Annotated in this window: 17 protein-coding genes and 2 pseudogenes; 10 read left to right on the top strand and 9 right to left on the bottom strand. The window is 38.5% G+C overall.

Translation table 11 applies throughout. The features are described from left to right. Together AC33VI_RS05445 and grxC are read right to left on the bottom strand one after the other, a co-directional pair. On the bottom strand, positions 1-626 hold a 626-nt coding region (locus AC33VI_RS05445), incomplete at its 3' end, for a HEAT repeat domain-containing protein (protein ID WP_491781250.1). Between the two features lie 37 nt (positions 627-663). Continuing rightward, positions 664-978, bottom strand: a complete 315-nt coding sequence (gene grxC / locus AC33VI_RS05440; RefSeq protein ID WP_491781249.1) for a glutaredoxin 3 — start codon at positions 976-978, stop codon at positions 664-666. 480 nt (positions 979-1,458) lie between these two features. Here grxC and AC33VI_RS05435 point away from each other — a divergent pair, with 480 nt between their 5' ends. Continuing rightward, positions 1,459-2,103, top strand: coding sequence for a class I SAM-dependent methyltransferase (locus tag AC33VI_RS05435; protein ID WP_491781248.1), 645 nt, complete (start codon positions 1,459-1,461; stop codon positions 2,101-2,103). A 3-nt stretch (positions 2,104-2,106) separates the two neighbouring features. Here the strand turns inward: AC33VI_RS05435 and AC33VI_RS05430 are convergent, their stop codons facing one another. Beyond that, positions 2,107-2,712, bottom strand: a complete 606-nt coding sequence (locus AC33VI_RS05430) for a ParA family protein (protein WP_491781247.1) — start codon at positions 2,710-2,712, stop codon at positions 2,107-2,109. A 575-nt stretch (positions 2,713-3,287) separates the two neighbouring features. On the opposite strand from AC33VI_RS05430, the gene AC33VI_RS05425 reads away from it, so the two are divergent. Continuing rightward, on the top strand, positions 3,288-5,222 hold the full coding sequence (locus tag AC33VI_RS05425; protein ID WP_491781246.1) for a transglycosylase domain-containing protein: 1,935 nt from the start codon (positions 3,288-3,290) through the stop codon (positions 5,220-5,222). Between the two features lie 22 nt (positions 5,223-5,244). Here the strand turns inward: AC33VI_RS05425 and rsmG are convergent, their stop codons facing one another. From rsmG to atpD, 4 genes are all read right to left on the bottom strand, one after another. Continuing rightward, the gene (gene rsmG / locus AC33VI_RS05420; protein WP_491781245.1) at positions 5,245-5,988 is read right to left on the bottom strand and encodes a 16S rRNA (guanine(527)-N(7))-methyltransferase RsmG; all 744 of its coding nucleotides are present in this window, start codon (positions 5,986-5,988) and stop codon (positions 5,245-5,247) included. A gap of 16 nt (positions 5,989-6,004) precedes the next feature. Next, entirely contained in the window at positions 6,005-6,652 is a 648-nt protein-coding gene (locus AC33VI_RS05415) for an ABC transporter ATP-binding protein (RefSeq protein ID WP_491781244.1), read from the bottom strand. 355 nt (positions 6,653-7,007) lie between these two features. Further along, complete coding sequence (gene atpC / locus AC33VI_RS05410; protein ID WP_491781243.1) at positions 7,008-7,418, bottom strand: ATP synthase F1 subunit epsilon; 411 nt, start codon at positions 7,416-7,418, stop codon at positions 7,008-7,010. A gap of 110 nt (positions 7,419-7,528) precedes the next feature. Continuing rightward, positions 7,529-8,983, bottom strand: coding sequence for a F0F1 ATP synthase subunit beta (atpD, locus tag AC33VI_RS05405; protein ID WP_491781242.1), 1,455 nt, complete (start codon positions 8,981-8,983; stop codon positions 7,529-7,531). Positions 8,984-9,395: 412 nt separating this feature from the next. Here atpD and AC33VI_RS05400 point away from each other — a divergent pair. The 3 genes and pseudogenes from AC33VI_RS05400 to AC33VI_RS05390 all read left to right on the top strand — a co-directional run. Next, a pseudogene (locus AC33VI_RS05400) lies at positions 9,396-9,626 on the top strand (IS4 family transposase); the annotation flags it as partial. Positions 9,627-9,690: 64 nt separating this feature from the next. After that, a pseudogene (locus tag AC33VI_RS05395) lies at positions 9,691-9,900 on the top strand (Rieske 2Fe-2S domain-containing protein); the annotation flags it as partial. A gap of 36 nt (positions 9,901-9,936) precedes the next feature. Further along, the gene (locus tag AC33VI_RS05390) at positions 9,937-10,539 is read left to right on the top strand and encodes a cation efflux transmembrane domain-containing protein (protein ID WP_491781241.1); all 603 of its coding nucleotides are present in this window, start codon (positions 9,937-9,939) and stop codon (positions 10,537-10,539) included. A 60-nt stretch (positions 10,540-10,599) separates the two neighbouring features. Here AC33VI_RS05390 and AC33VI_RS05385 read toward each other — a convergent pair whose 3' ends face one another. Next, positions 10,600-11,214: a hypothetical protein gene (locus AC33VI_RS05385; protein ID WP_491781240.1), complete on the bottom strand. Its 615-nt coding sequence runs from the start codon at positions 11,212-11,214 to the stop codon at positions 10,600-10,602. A 668-nt stretch (positions 11,215-11,882) separates the two neighbouring features. Next, positions 11,883-12,299 (bottom strand): hypothetical protein, encoded by a 417-nt coding sequence (locus tag AC33VI_RS05380; RefSeq protein WP_491781239.1) that lies wholly within the window; start codon positions 12,297-12,299, stop codon positions 11,883-11,885. Positions 12,300-12,529: 230 nt separating this feature from the next. Between AC33VI_RS05380 and AC33VI_RS05375 the strand changes: the two genes are divergently transcribed. The 5 genes from AC33VI_RS05375 to AC33VI_RS05355 all read left to right on the top strand — a co-directional run bounded on the left by AC33VI_RS05375 (position 12,530) and on the right by AC33VI_RS05355 (position 15,602). Next, on the top strand, positions 12,530-12,781 hold the full coding sequence (locus AC33VI_RS05375) for a hypothetical protein (protein ID WP_491781238.1): 252 nt from the start codon (positions 12,530-12,532) through the stop codon (positions 12,779-12,781). 98 nt (positions 12,782-12,879) lie between these two features. Continuing rightward, complete coding sequence (locus tag AC33VI_RS05370) at positions 12,880-13,194, top strand: hypothetical protein (RefSeq protein ID WP_491781237.1); 315 nt, start codon at positions 12,880-12,882, stop codon at positions 13,192-13,194. Positions 13,195-13,318: 124 nt separating this feature from the next. Beyond that, complete coding sequence (locus AC33VI_RS05365; RefSeq protein WP_491781236.1) at positions 13,319-14,461, top strand: alpha-D-ribose 1-methylphosphonate 5-triphosphate diphosphatase; 1,143 nt, start codon at positions 13,319-13,321, stop codon at positions 14,459-14,461. Beyond that, on the top strand, positions 14,458-15,000 hold the full coding sequence (locus AC33VI_RS05360; protein WP_491781235.1) for a hypothetical protein: 543 nt from the start codon (positions 14,458-14,460) through the stop codon (positions 14,998-15,000). Before AC33VI_RS05365 ends, AC33VI_RS05360 begins: the two co-directional genes overlap by 4 nt. Positions 15,001-15,056: 56 nt before the next feature. Next, complete coding sequence (locus AC33VI_RS05355) at positions 15,057-15,602, top strand: hypothetical protein (protein ID WP_491781234.1); 546 nt, start codon at positions 15,057-15,059, stop codon at positions 15,600-15,602. Positions 15,603-15,792 lie beyond the last annotated feature (190 nt).

The raw sequence follows: 15,792 nt of genomic DNA, 5'->3' as shown, positions 1-15,792 counted from the left end.
GCATAATATTCCGTATCGATTAAATCTTGGATGCAGGCTCGACGGGCATTAATATTATCGTGTTGCAAAAATGCCACTACCCGATCCATCTGGCTGTAGTCTCCCGTCAAACGGGCTAAGGATGCGATCGCCGCGCTAACTACAGGCTCATCGTCATAATTGGTAAAAAGTTTGATGCGATCGACTGCTGGTTTGTAATTAAAGTTCGCTAGGGTATGGATAATTATGCGATAGGTTTGATCGGGCTTAGTTAACAGATTGGCAATTTCTTCGAGGATAGATTCATCTTCCGTACCAATTTCGCCGATCGACCAGACAGCATTTTCCACTGTCAGAACATCTTCATCCCTCAAGCAAGATTTTAATGTAGGTAGGGCTTTAACGGCTTTCAAACGACCCAAACTTTCTACCGCTTTGCGTCGGGCGATGCGATTTTCTAAACTAGGATCGCGATCTGCGATCGCTTCAATCAAAGCATTAATCGATCTTTCGGTTGGGAAATTAATTAAATGGGCTGCACCCACATAACGCTCGGAAGTACCATCTTCAGTACCCAAGGGCTTTTTTAATAAAGCGATCGCCTGATCTTCAGTTAAATTAAATATATTAGAAAATCTATTGTCCATTAGTTAAAAAATAATTTATATCTCTGCAACTATTCAATTACGTACTAGCTTCGGCTAGAAGAGGATCTAATTCATTTTTAGCATCTAGATCGTAAATATCGTCGCAACCTCCTATGTGGCGATCGTTAATAAAGATTTGAGGTACTGTACGACGACCATTTGCTCTTTGTGCCATATTGCTTCTGGCTGTTTCATCCCCGTCAATCTTATATTCTGTAAAATCTGCACCCTTCCACCACAACAACAGTTTGGCTCGAATGCAAAAGGGACAAGTAGCCCAAGTGTATATTTCGATATTAGCTTTAATACGCTCTGGATGACGATTGAGTATGGGATTGAGGAAATCAAGCATAATAGATTTATTAAATTGCTAACGTTAGATCTAACTTGGTGTTGATATATTTAAAATAGTAGAGCAAATTTCCAGACTTATACTATACGCCTACTATACGGCTAGTGTGAATTAGCTTCGTTGAGAAGTTATTAATTCGTAGCTAAAGGCTATCCCAACAAATCGATCTATTAACCCGACATCTTGCACCAGTACAAGTAAACTTAACAATCTAGGTGTGATAATCAATTTCTTACCCTTTAACCTTTAACCTTTAACCTTTAAACCTTTCCCTAATACTACAACTCAATTACGCGGTAGGTGCAAGATCTGAGTTAACCCGAACTGACGTTAATTAAACGTAAAATAAAAATTCCTATTCCCCTATTTCCTCAACTCTGCTTATCAGTTTGATGTTTAATAATTCAGAACTAAAAACCAAGAAGTAAAAAAAACGTTACAATTCATCTTAATTTATCTATACATATAAACTATTTTAAGATGCTGCGTCCAGAGCAAAGAACCAAACTAGACAATACTAACGATCTATCTTTTTACGACTATCCTCGTTTTGTCACTCACGTTGATGATGGATTTATCGATCGCCTGACAAATCTCTACAGAGAACAATTAAAACCCCATAGTCGTGTCTTAGACTTAATGAGTAGTTGGGTGTCTCATTTACCCGAAGAAATGAAATTCGAGCGAGTGGAAGGTCATGGGATGAATGAAGAAGAATTAGCTAAAAATTCCCGACTAGATAATTATTTCGTCCAAAATCTCAATCTAAATCCCAAATTACCCTTAGAATGTGCCGAATTTGACGCGGTGCTAATTACCGTTTCCATACAATACTTACAGTATCCCGAAGCAGTACTTTCAGAGATCTATCGGGTGCTAAAACCCGAAGGAGTAGTAATTATCAGCTTCTCCAATCGTATGTTCTATCAAAAAGCGATCGCAGCCTGGCGAGATGGCACGGATACAGATCGAGTTAATTTAGTTAAAAGCTATTTCCAATCGGTAGATGGTTTTAGCGAGCCAGAGATAAAAGTACATCAATCCCCCGTACCCGCTTTATTTCAAATGATGGGCATAGCTGGAGGCGATCCTTTTTATGCAGTTATCGCCCGTAAAATTAAATAACAATCAATCATCATCTAACATTGTTTTGGCGATTTCTTTACCGATAGCTTTATAGCGATTCCAACCTATTTTGGCACGGCGATCTGGGAAATCTTGAACTACTACACCATGACTGGGAGCTCTTTGAAATGCCACCAATAAGGGAATTTCTTCGGTAAACAGAGGCAATTCTGCATCTTTAAGAAATTGTTTGGCATCGCGACCGTTTTTAGTTCGGGAATCTACTTTAGTTAGAAGAACTCTATAATTGGCATTTAAAGTCTTCAGTAATTCTATGGCTTTAACTGTAGTATCAAGATCCAAATGGTTGGGAGTGGTCGGCAAAATCAGCAGATCGCTACCAGCAGCCAGATCTTCCAATTCTTCGGGTTCTGGTCTTGCTTGAGTATCAATAATAATGTGGGTAAATTTCTTAATCAGACCAGGCGCACCTGCTTGAGATGCCACATAAAACGGTAATTTGTCTTCTTTAGACCAAACCAATGCAGAACGGTTTTTATCCGCATCAATTAATAATGTAGGTGCAAGAGTCTGAAAATAGGCAGCTAAATGAACCGCGGTGGTAGTTTTGCCCACCCCTCCTTTTAAAGCAGTAATAGCGACGATCATCGGCAGGATGAAATAGTTATTTGATTATTTAAGGATTAATAGTAGTAGTAGTTTACATAGAAGCGCGTCTCACCAACCTAAATCAATCAATACCTTGTAAAGATTGAGGATTTTTGTTACATTTATTTACATAAATTCAAGTGTTGACTGCTTAATTAATTGAGCATACTAACTTACTAGTCGATTGCCAAACAGGTTGACTATGACAAAAGCAATAGTCAGACCAGATTTGCAGTAGTCCAGTAGCCTGTCTCCACAATGTATGCACGAGTTTTTAAGTACTTGTGTCAGACATTTTGCGATCGGTTTTAGTAGAAATAGTAGGTTGCTGACAATGTTTTGCTTAATTTCCAATTCTTGCAGCGACTGCTTCGTCAACGTTGATTTCTCCTGAATTATCATTCCTCGGTTAGTCAGCCGAGGATTTTTTTTAAGGGATATATCTCAAGCCATTCTGAGATGGGTATTGCTACAATTATCGATCTAACTTAAATAGTCTGTTTTAGTTTGCTGAACTTTCTACTAAAATACTCGGACAACTGCTCGTAATGCTCTTGGGAGGGAATTAACATACCGTGTCTTCTGAAATTATGCTACAAAAACCAGAACCTCAGAATTCTCCAGGAATTGCTCGATCGTTTTTATCTGGTGTAGCCAAAGCTGCGGGAGGAACTGTCTTGGGCATTACCATGATCTCCAGTGCAGTGGTGGCAGGGGGATTAGTCGGCTTGGCTTATAGCTTTCGCAATCTTCCCGATGTGAGAGTTTTACGCAATTATGTTCCTGCCGAAACTAGCTATGTCTACGATATAAAAGGTAGATTGATGACTAGTCTCCACGGGGAAGCAAATAGAGAAATTGCCACTCTAGAGCAAATGTCACCCCATTTAAAACTGGCAGTAGTTGCGATCGAAGATAGTAACTTTTATCGTCATGGGGGTTTAAATCCCTATAGTATTGCTCGTGCTGCCTTAGCTAACTATCGCCAAGGTCAGGTTGCCGAAGGGGCTTCTACTCTAACCATGCAATTGGTTAAAAATCTCTTTTTAACTCGCGAGCGTACTTTTAGTCGCAAACTAGCAGAAGCAATTTTAGCAATTCGAGTCGAACAAGTTTTTGACAAAGAAGAGATTTTAGAAATGTATCTCAATAATATTTATTGGGGTCACAATAATTATGGGATACAAACCGCATCGGAAAGCTATTTTAACAAAAGTGCTAGCGAGCTAAACTTAGCAGAAGCTTCAGTTTTAGCAGGTTTAATTCAAGCACCAGAACAATACAGTCCCTTCCTCAATTATCAAAATACTAAAGCCAGACAAAAACAAGTTTTAGCGCGGATGCGCGCCCTCAATTGGATTACCCCAGAAGAAGAACAGGAAGCCCTCCAAGCCAAATTATTAGTTGGCAGACCAACTGCTTGGCGTAAAAGTAAATCTCCCTTTATTACCGAAGCAGTAACTAAAGAATTAGAAGAACGTTTTGGTAAAGAAAAAGTTCGTCAAGGAGGTATTCGAGTTCAGACAACTATTGATATGGACTTTCAAAAAATGGCTGAAGAATCAGTTAAAGAAAGCCATAAAATGCTGCGGAGTTGGGGTTTAAAAGCCGATCAAATAGCCTTAGCATCAGTAGATCCTCGCACTCATTTTGTGAAAGCATTAGTAGGAGGAGTAGACTATCAATCGAGTCAGTTCAATCGTGCAGTTCAATCTCGCAGACAGCCAGGATCTTCTTTTAAACCTTTTGTTTACTATACTGCTTTAGCCAGCGGTAAATATAGCCCAGGAACGACAATTAATGACGCACCTGTCAGCTATCGCGTTCCTGGAGGCATTTATAAACCTCAAAATTATGGCGGAAAAGAAGACTTTGCGGGAATAATGCCTCTGTCTAAAGCCCTCAGCCAATCGCGCAATATTCCTGCGGTCAAATTGGGCAGACAAGTAGGACTAGAAAAAGTAATTGAAATTTGCCGTCAGCTAGGTATCGAAAGTCCCATGCAACCTGTAGTTTCTCTACCTCTAGGCTCGATTGGTGTCACTCCTTTAGAGATGGCGGGGGCTTTTGCTACTTTTGCTAGTAATGGCTGGCATTCTAAAACTACAGTGATTTTGCAAGTTACTGACAGTAAAGGCAATATTCTCTTAGATAATACTCCTCAGCCCCAACGTATTTTAGATCCTTGGGCGACGGCAAATCTCACTACTATGCTTAAAGGAGTTTTAGCCCCTGGAGGAACGGGAGTAAAAGCGAATATTGGTCGCCCCGCAGCAGGCAAAACGGGGACTACTTCTTCCGAACGAGATGTTTGGTTTGTGGGCTACGTACCACAATTGGCTACAGCAGTCTGGATTGGTAATGATGATTATCAGAGTATGGGTAAAGGAATAACGGGGGGTGATTTTGCTGCTCCTGTATGGCGTTCTTTTATGCTTAAAGCTTTAAAATACGAACCCGTTAAATATTTTCCCGCAGCTTCTAAATTTCCCCGACCGATTGGGGAATAAAATAGTTATTAGTTAAAGAAACTTATAAAGGTTGTTTGTCGGGGATACCTACGGGGCGAGGATATTGCTTAGAAGTTCCAGAGTGTTTGCGGAGATAAATACAGTGGCGTACCCCTTGAGAAAGGGGCGTTGACCAAGAGTGAATCAATTCAATTTTACTGCCTAATTTTCCCGCAGCCGATCGCAAGCTAGCGGTATCTTCTCTACTCCAATGTCCTCGGTAAAGAATAGCCAAACCACCAATTTTGACTAAAGGAAGAGCATATTCGGCACAGACAGAGGCTTTACTCACTGCTCTGATGGTGGCAATATCATAGCTTTGGCGATCGCCTGGAATTCTTCCTAAGGCTTCGGCTCTGGCGACAATTCCCGTAGCATTGGGCAATTTTAGTTTGGCGATCGTATCGTTGACAAAAGTAATTTTTTTACGGGTAGAATCGAGTAAAGTAATTTTCCAATGGGGAAAAGCGATCGCTAGAGGAATTCCTGGAAATCCAGCCCCCGTACCAATATCGATTATTTCTAAGTTACTGTTTAATTCTGCTTCTTTTAAACCGACTATCCCAGACAGGGAATCCCAAAGATGTTTTTCCCAAAAGTCTTCTGGATTGGTGATACGAGTCAGATTTTGGACTTTATTTCCTGCTAATATCTCCTGATATAACTGTTGAAATAGTTGCTCTCGATCTGCGCTAGGTTGCCAGTTAAGAGTTTGTTGCCATACAAGGTTCATGGGGGGCAACTGGTTAGTTTCAATCTGACTCATAATAGGCTGTTCTTGGTTATCTATTCAATGCACTAGGCTCAATGGATTTGAGATCTCCGCGATCGATTGTCCAACAGCAATCTGCTATTTCGATTAACTCTCCTGGGTCGTGGGTAACCACCAAAAGCGTCCAGTGTTGTTTGAGTTTGGCTAAAAGTTTGGCTAGTTGAATTCGCATTGACCAGTCTAACCCTGCTGTTGGTTCGTCTAACATCAAAACATTAGGCTGACGAATTAATTGCACTGCTAAAGCCAAACGACGCTGTTGTCCTCCACTTAATGCGTGGGGAGATGTTTTTAGAGATATATGGTCTAATCCTACCTCGCTTAAGGCATCTTTGACTCTTTTTAGATCTAATTCAGGATGACCCAAGCGTAATTCTTCTAGCACAGTACCACCACAAAAGTGCCGTTCGGGAAATTGGAAAACCAACCCTGCAAGCTGCTGCAACTCCAAATCTGTCAATTGTTTGGTACGCCAAAATATTTCTCCTTTGGTGGGTTCTGCCAATCCTGCTAATATTTCTAGAATTGTGGTTTTGCCAGATCCGCTCGCACCTACAATTAAGCCTAAATTCTGGGGTGGCAGTTCTAGGTTAATATTTTTTAAAATTGGTTCGGTAGTAGCTGGGGGATGATAAATTAAATTTTGCAAGCGAAGCATGATTGAGCTTGGTTATGAAATAACTTCGTTTATCTTAGCTTTTGCTTCGCTAATTTAATTTTCCCCAGATTTAAAATCTCTGTTTAAAATTATAGTCATTCCTAATAAGAACCATACGAAAATATGTACTAATTATTGCTCCCTAATCCCTAACCCCTAATCCCTAATCCCCCGAACAAATTACTGAGATAGTACGGAAATTAATTAGAACGACTATAGATCGCCGATCGCTTTTCAATTACGATTGGGTTTAATAAAAATGCAGTTGGGTATATTGTGGAAAGATTCCTACCCAACTGCGAATTAAGAATAGAAAGTAATACAAGTAAATCAGTATTATTTCTTTATTCTCCATTTAAACTGTACCGCCAGAAGCTTGAAAACGAGCTCTAGCTTTTTTCATCGAATTTTCTGCTTGAATTTTTTCCAAACGGTCTTCGCTATTTTCTACTTTTTGGAAACGAGCTTGAGCGGATTCATATTCAGAACGGGCAGTATCGGCATCGATTTCATCGCCCAATTCCGCACCATTAACTAAAATTTTAATTTCGTTGTTCTCAACTTCAGCAAAACCACCCATTACCGCAATGGTTTTCCATTCTTTTTGAGGACGAACCCGCATTACGCCCACTTCTAATGCAGTAAGTAATGGCGCGTGACCGCTAAGAATACCTAGTTGTCCAGTAGTACTAGGAAGAATAATCTCTTCTACACTGTCATCCCAGACAGTTGTTCCAGGAGTAATAACTTTTACGTTTAATGTCATATTTTAATTATTAGTTATCAGTAGATAGATAAATAGCAAACAGCAACCAGTACAAAACAAGCTGCAAGTCAAAGACAATTGTTCGCTGGTCACTGTTTGCCGTTCGCTGATTAAGCAGCAGCTTTAAGTTTTTCAGCTTTAGCTTTAGCTTCTTCGATATTTCCAACTAGATAGAAAGCTTGTTCGGGAAGATCGTCGAGTTCGCCGTTAAGAATCATTTGGAAACCTTTGATAGTGTCTTCTAGGGTTACATATTTACCAGGAGAACCTGTAAATACTTCAGCCACGAAGAAAGGCTGAGACAAGAAACGTTCGATCTTACGAGCGCGGTCTACAATTAGTCTGTCTTCTTCAGAAAGTTCGTCCAAACCAAGAATTGCAATAATATCCTGTAACTCTTTATAGCGTTGTAGGGTAGATTGAACCGCACGAGCAGTGCTGTAGTGTTCTTCCCCAACAATGCTGGGTTGAAGCATAGTACTAGTAGAATCTAGAGGATCTACCGCAGGGTAAATACCTTTAGAAGCTAAAGCACGAGACAGTACTGTAGTTCCGTCTAGGTGAGCGAAAGTTGTGGCAGGTGCGGGGTCGGTTAAATCATCCGCAGGTACGTACACAGCTTGAATAGAAGTAATCGAACCTTCTTTAGTAGAAGTAATACGCTCTTGCAGGTCACCTACATCAGTACCGAGAGTAGGTTGATATCCTACCGCAGAAGGCATACGACCTAGTAGCGCGGATACTTCAGAACCAGCTTGTACGAAGCGGAAAATATTATCAATAAATAGCAGTACGTCTTGTTTGTTAACGTCGCGGAAATATTCAGCCATAGTCAAAGCTGATAGACCCACGCGCATTCTAGCTCCAGGTGGCTCGTTCATTTGACCGTATACCAAAGCAATTTTAGACTCTTCGGGGTTGTCGGCGTTGATTACGTTGGATTCGATCATCTCGTTATAAAGGTCATTACCTTCACGAGTACGTTCGCCCACCCCACCAAACACGGATACACCACCGTGTTGAATTGCGATGTTGTTGATCAATTCCATCATAATAACGGTTTTACCAACACCAGCACCGCCGAATAATCCGATTTTTCCCCCTTGACGGTAGGGAGTTAGCAAGTCTACAACCTTAATACCTGTTTCAAATACTTTAGGTGCAGTCTCCAGATCGGTTAATTTGGGAGCAGGTCTGTGAATGGGGAAAGTTTCGTCCGTGTTAACAGGACCTTTATTATCTACAGGTTCTCCAAGAACGTTGAAGATTCTACCCAATGTTGCTTTACCAACAGGAACGCTAATAGGTTGACCTAAATCAACAATATCCATGCCTCTGACCAATCCGTCAGTACCACTCATAGCAACAGCACGCACCTGGTTATCACCAAGTAGTTGTTGCACTTCGCAAGTTACGGAAACTTCTTGTCCAGCAGGATTTGTAGCTTGTACTTTTAGAGCATTATAAATCTTGGGCATTTTGCCGCTAGGAAACTCGGCATCTAATACGGGACCGATAATTTGTGTAATTTTACCAGTTGTTGTTTTATCTGTGGTGGCTACCATTTTTTATATATCTACTTGGTGGTTAGCTGTTTTATATGGCAGGTAAAATCCTAAAAAGAATGTAAAATTTTGCCACCTTCAACATTATCATTTAACGATTCATCTGAAAACTTTACTTCTGAGCTTAAATCTGTTTTCTGTCAACAATAAAATCTGTAGGGTGGCAAAAATAACACCAGCAAATATCATTTTAAGAATTACTCCCATTGCCCACCAGATTAATAACTCCTTCAGTAATGGTATCGGGGAGTTGTAACGAACCTATCAATACTTCTCGGTTAAGCTAAAAATGTTCTAAAGTAAAGTCAATCACTAGCAAAATTAGGTACAAAAATTGCAACTCAAAGAATTTTCTTTGATTAATCCCAAGTTAGAAGCTTCATCAGTATTTCAGGCGCTCGCAACAGTCATTCAACTAATGAGTCAGCTATTTAATTCAATTGTTAAACCTTTGGCAAATCAAGAAACACCAGGAGCATTTCTAGGTGGGTTGAGAGTGATGGCAGTAGATGTAACAGATAGCCAAGCTAATGCCAGGGTATTTGGATATCCAGGAAGCCGCAAAGGAACAAAGGCTGCTTTTCCCAAGGTTCGTGTTGTCTTACTCATTGAAGCGGGAACACAATTAATTACTGATGCTTTGAGCTTCAAAAAACCTAATTTGGCGATTTTCAACTCTGTTTCATGCTTAACCGAGAAGTATTGATTTACCTTTATCTCCGCAAATAGATGCTAGCAAGGGTTTTGTCTGGTCTTCAATGGTGCTAGATTTAGCCTACGATTGGCAGACTTTAGTGGAAAATGTAGCCGATCCTTCTCATGTACCTTTTGCCCATTATGGTATTCAAGGAAATCGTGATCGCGCTATGCCCATTCCCCTACAAATAGTTACCTCAACTATAGATTTGATACGAGCAAAAAAGGCAATTAAAAACCATAATTATTGAAGATTTATGTCAGACTGCAATTGTGAAATAGAAGTAAGAGATCGAACTCAATTCAAGACTCTTGTTATTCTCCTCAGCATTAACGGAATAATGTTTTTAGTTGAGTTAGTCACGGGGATTTACGGCAATTCTACAGGATTAATCGCCGATTCTTTAGATATGTTAGCCGATGCTATAGTGTACGGAATTTCTCTCTATGCTCTGGGAAAATCCCGATCGAACAAGATTCGTGCCGCTAAAATGAGTGGAATTTTTCAGATGACTTTAGCTGGTTTAGTCATAGTTGATGTGATTAAAAGATTTATGGTTGGTAGCGAACCCCAATCGCTTTTAATAATGGCTATAGGTGCGATCGCATTATTAGCGAATATCTTCTGTTTGATTTTAATCTCCAAGCATCGCTACGGCGAAGTACACATGAGAGCTAGTTGGCTTTTTTCCAAAAATGATGTTATTGCTAATCTGGGGGTTATCTTAGCAGGGTTATTAGTGAATCTATTAAATTCTCGTTTTCCCGATTTAATCATAGGTACGGCGATCGCTGTATTAGTATTTCGAGGCGGGATTAAAATTGTTAGGGATGCTCGTTGCGAAGCAGCAAAAATTTAATCTCTCTCAAATTGCCCAAAATAGCGATCGCCCAAAAATAACTGATAAAAATACTAAAGATTACACTTTAGATATCTCAACATCTGCTTTGGCTACCAACCAAGTATCCCGTTCTTGGGGACTAATTGCTTCATTCAAAACTACTGAGTAAAGATCGCCTTTTTCTTCGTAAGAAAGTAAATAATAGATTTGCCTGTTTTCTACCTGATACCAAGTTGTGCCATTTCCTTCAGGATCTTGTTCTTGTAAAGTAGCTAATTCCGCTTCATTAACCATAAAAGTCGTGCCAGAGGAATTAGTAACCTGTAACTTTTGTTTGATGTTCCAACGTTTGGCAAAGTCATCTTTTAAATCTTGGGGAATTGCTTCGTCGATAAAAATTAGAGCATCTTCTTGATGACTATCAACTGTACTTGAGCCTTTATAAGAACCTGGCAAATTTTCTAAGGCAATTGCTGATTCTTGAGCATTTTTAGCTCCCTGTGACCCTTTACGCCATTGATTAGAGAACTGGTCAATAATTGTCTTTCCTTCATCAATATTCGATTCAATCTGGCTTTGTAGCCATTTTAAAGCGCTTTGTTGTACTTGTTGTTCCCTAGGAGAATTATACTTAGCATAAGATACCAATGCATCTCTTAAAAAGCTCGGCTTTAATGCTTTTGAATTAACCATGATGAATTTTCCTCAGACTTAATATTAGAGGTTTACAAATTGACATTAGCGATGAACGCATGGCATACTTAAGCACTTCCACCTTTTAAAACAGAAAATAAGATTGATTTGGATAGTAACTAGCAACTAGCATAAAGATTATTAGTTATATCCCTATTAATTTATTTAATGTTTATTTTGGTAAAATTACTTACTTGTCTAAATTTGAAACTTAACTTTATCCAGAAACCAAGTTTTTTACTCAGTTTAAGATAAAAGAAAAAGAAAAGACTGTAAAAAAGAGCTTAAATTATATTAAACTTAACCTCTTAACAACTTAATTTATTAAGTTATAAAAAACAATTTTTCTAAGTCAATTTCACACAACAACTTAGAAGATTTAAAAGTCTGCCAAAAAATGTGCCAATCTAATTAGAGAGAAGCTTTTTTTCTAAAATCTTATCCGTTTCTTTCTATCACAAGTATTACAAAAATACTCGCGGATAAGAAGAGAAACTTTTTAGAGGTATGTTATTGCCTTCAATAGTTAACAATACTCATTATTTTAAAATAAAACAGCTAATTACAATACCAAAAAATTATCTTTGAGTGCTTTTAGCGATCGCCATTTATTCTCAAGCAAGCAATGGTCTTAAGTTGGCAAAAAGAGAAAATCAAACCCATCTTACTTAATCCATTAAGAAAGAATAAACTAAACCTAATAATTCTGATTCAATTGGTGGTAAAGAGCGAGCTTCCATAATAGAAATGAATTTTCCTTCTAGATGGGCTATTTGCTCGCGAGGAGGATCGACCGTATTCAAATTGACTAAATATATTGGGAATGTGGTGTCGTTAGCTTGAGCGATCGCTTGAAACTTAGTTTCAAGCTTCAGAATATCTTCAGATATTGCCAATCTTGCTTTAACCGTTGCAATTATATCTGCTGGATCTTCAACAATTTGCCCTCGATCGATCTCGCTATTAACTATTTTTGATCCTGAAGGCAGGCGATCGAAATGACAAATAAATTTATTCAAAGCTAGAAATAGTAGGCGCGCACTGGCAGCTTGCTTGTGATAAATAATAAAACGGTTGTTTTCCACAATTTGACCTCTATTAAAATGCTTAATCTATGGCAGTTTTAAATTAATGTTGTTATAGATTATTTAATAACTCACATCAAGAATTACTTTTCTAAGCTTTTCTTAATAATAGAATAGGTTTATTTTATCATCAGTATATTTGATTTATTTTTAAATTATTAACAGTAACAAATAGAACTGTTAGATCTAATTTTTCACGCTAGTATTAATAAACCTTGGTAAAAAATTAGATGAATATAGAAGCAATTGAACAACATTTAATTGAAGATACTAAAATAATCCTGACTACAATAAGACTCAATCAAGTTAATAGTCCTTGTTTATTATCAAGAATGATAATTGATGCTCTTGGTAAGCCAGGAATTGATAACGACCTCACATTTCTTGGTTCGGGTAGCCATTGGGAAGTGTCTTGGAGCAAACCTAAGCTATCTATCGAGCAAACTAGGGAAATTATTACTCGTGCGATTGGAGAAGCCTAGCTATTTGCAAGGTAAGTTGGTAAAACTTAGGCATTGCACCATCCTAATACAGCTATAGATAAGCTACAGATATTTCAGAACTACAAGGAAAAATTAAAATGAATAGTCCCGTAACAGATAACCATAAATCTGCTGCTCAAACTACTCCTGCATCTTTTAAACTAATAGACCAAGATCGCCCAGAGACTCATTGGATTTTGACAGCATCCCCTCAATCAAAAGAGCGAGTTTACTTTGAATACAATGTTAATGAAACAATTACAGGCTGGTTTTCCGTTGTTCCTAAATATTTGCTCAAACGCCAGCAAGTCCATTACGCTCCTTTATACCGCACTCGTCCCGAAGCTGAGGCTAAAAAAATTGATGGTAATTTTGCGGTTGTAGAATTAATCTGGGAAGAAATTTGCACTTAGATGATATTTTCTACATCGCTAATAACGTCTATTCTTTAATTTAACTGAAAGCTAAACTTAGCTTAATTTATATTTTGCAACAAATACTTTAAACTGCAAGGTAATATCTACAGAACAAAACCAGATGCAGGAACAGGTTTATACAAATTATCGCTTGCTTTTACCAGAGGAAGAAGTATTGGGTACGATCGCCATACATGATGGCATTATTCAAGATATTCAGCCAGGGGTGGTAGATCGAGGACAAAATGGTAACGGCGATTATTTGATGCCAGGATTAATCGAACTACACACAGATAACCTAGAAAAGTGTATTTCTCCTCGTCCTAAAGTCAGGTTTCCTTTAGAAGCAGCAGCAGTAAACCACGATCGCGATTTAATTAGTGCGGGCATAACTACAGTTTGTGATGCGATCGCAATTGGCGACATTACCCCAAAAGAAGATTCTCTCCGCCTACGTCATTATGCACCGATGATTGATGTAGTGGCAGAAGGACAAGCAGCAGGTAGATTTAGTACGGATCATTTATTGCATCTGCGTTGCGAACTCGGTTACGAACATCTCTATAACGTAGTCGAACCCTATTTCGAGCATCCTCTATTGGCGTTAGTATCCTTAATGGATCATACTCCTGGGCAACGTCAATTTGTCAAGATCGATAAATACAAAGAATATTATGTTGGCAAACATGGCGTACCAGAAGCCAAGATGGATGAGTTTATTCAGATGCGCCTGAGCAATCAGCGTCAATATGCCGTTAAAAATAGACAAGTTTTAGTTCAAGCCTGCAATCAAAAAAATCTTTCTCTCGCCAGTCATGATGACGCAACTATCGATCATGTCCAACAGGCGATTTCTGAAGGGGTAGTGTTGGCGGAGTTTCCCACTACGATTGATGCTGCCAAGGAATCCCATAGTCATAATTTACAGGTACTTATGGGCGCACCTAATATAGTGCTTGGGGGTTCTCATTCGGGTAATGTTTCGGCGATGGAATTGGTGGAGTTAGATTTGGTAGATATTATTTCTTCAGACTATGTACCCCGCAGTTTATTGCAATCTGCATTTATTATTAGCCAACAGGCAAATAAACCTTTATACCAAGCAATTAAATTAATTACTTCTAATCCTGCCAAAGCAATTAACCTAGAGAACAAGATCGGCAGTCTACAGGTAGGGATGAAAGCCGATTTTATTACCGTGAGCGATGATGGCATAGTTCCCAGAATTTTAGAAGTTTACAAACAAGGTCAAAGAGTGGCGTGAACTACCAGACAATTGATTTAATTATCTACACTTGTCCTGTAGGAAAACTCAATACTCAAATCGAAGATTATTTTCTTCAGGCAAAACAACTATATGGAGAAAATACCGCCCACAAGTATATGCCTCACTGTACTTTAACGGGTTTTTTTAGCGATCGCCCTAACTCGATTCCTAGTTATATTAATGCTTTAGAACGAGCTTATACTCAGGCAAAGCAAAATAATTTATCTCTGGATGTAAAGCTAAAACAGCTAACTTTTAAAGAGAATTGGCATGGTTTAGAACTAGAAGCTAATCATTTAAAACAACTTATTGCTAACTTCGCCGCGATAGAAACTTCCACCACTCGCAGGGAAAATATACGGCTAAAAGATTGGCTGCATCTCAGCTTGGCATATGATTTTAATCCAGAATATCAAACTCAATTACGAGAATTAGCACTCTCTACCATCGATCCTCATGTTGAAATAAGCTGGGAGTTACGTTTCTATCAAAAAAATCCCGATTGGTCTTGGCAATGTATTAAATCTTGGCAATAGTATATTAGCCAAATTAATTACAAACTAAATCAAAATTAATAGGAGTTTAAAAGTTAATGTTTTGGGGGATGGAACTATCTTGGGCAGAAGAAGAAATTCTACGTAAATATCAGCCAACATTAGAAAAATATGGTGTTTATTTTGATGAAGAAATATGCAGTTTGATTGAAAATTGCCCCCAAGACTTGGAATGTCGAATTCAAGCTTTTATCGGTTGGTTTTTGAGTTTAGAATATCGCGCATTGTCAAAAGGTAAAAATCCTCATCTTCCCGACGCAAATGAAACTTTGGCTAGAGCTTTACAAGAAGAATGGCAACCAACAGAATTTCAGACCAAAAGATTATTACAAGCTAATTTATTTCCTGTTGAGGTAGCCATGAGAAAGAAATTAGCAGAAATCAATTTTTTTAAAGCGATCGCTTATACAATTTCTCACAACTCAAATCAAATTAAATTTTTTCATCGCGGTGTAATGATTTGGCAAGAAGATATTGCTAACTTATTAAAAGTATCCAATCGAGGCTTAATTGAAATGTATAAGTTTAAAGTCAGACAATACCAAGAAGAATGGGCTGATTCAACTAAACCGCATCCAGTTTAAAACCAGGGGGACAACCCAAGAAATCAATTCAATTCTACTCAGGTTCATCTAACGGGACTTAAACAATTATCGAAGTCAAAATAAGATAAAATGCCTATGTTAGTTGGTTTTCACATCGCTTTTATTGGCGATCGCTATGATGAGAGAAACTACTCCAGCAGCTATGCCTCCCTGTTTCGATAAATGGTGT

It is taken from the genome of Waterburya sp., assembly GCF_058530065.1.
The sequence above is the reverse complement of the archived record's forward strand: the minus strand, read 5'-3'. Positions and strand labels throughout refer to the sequence as shown.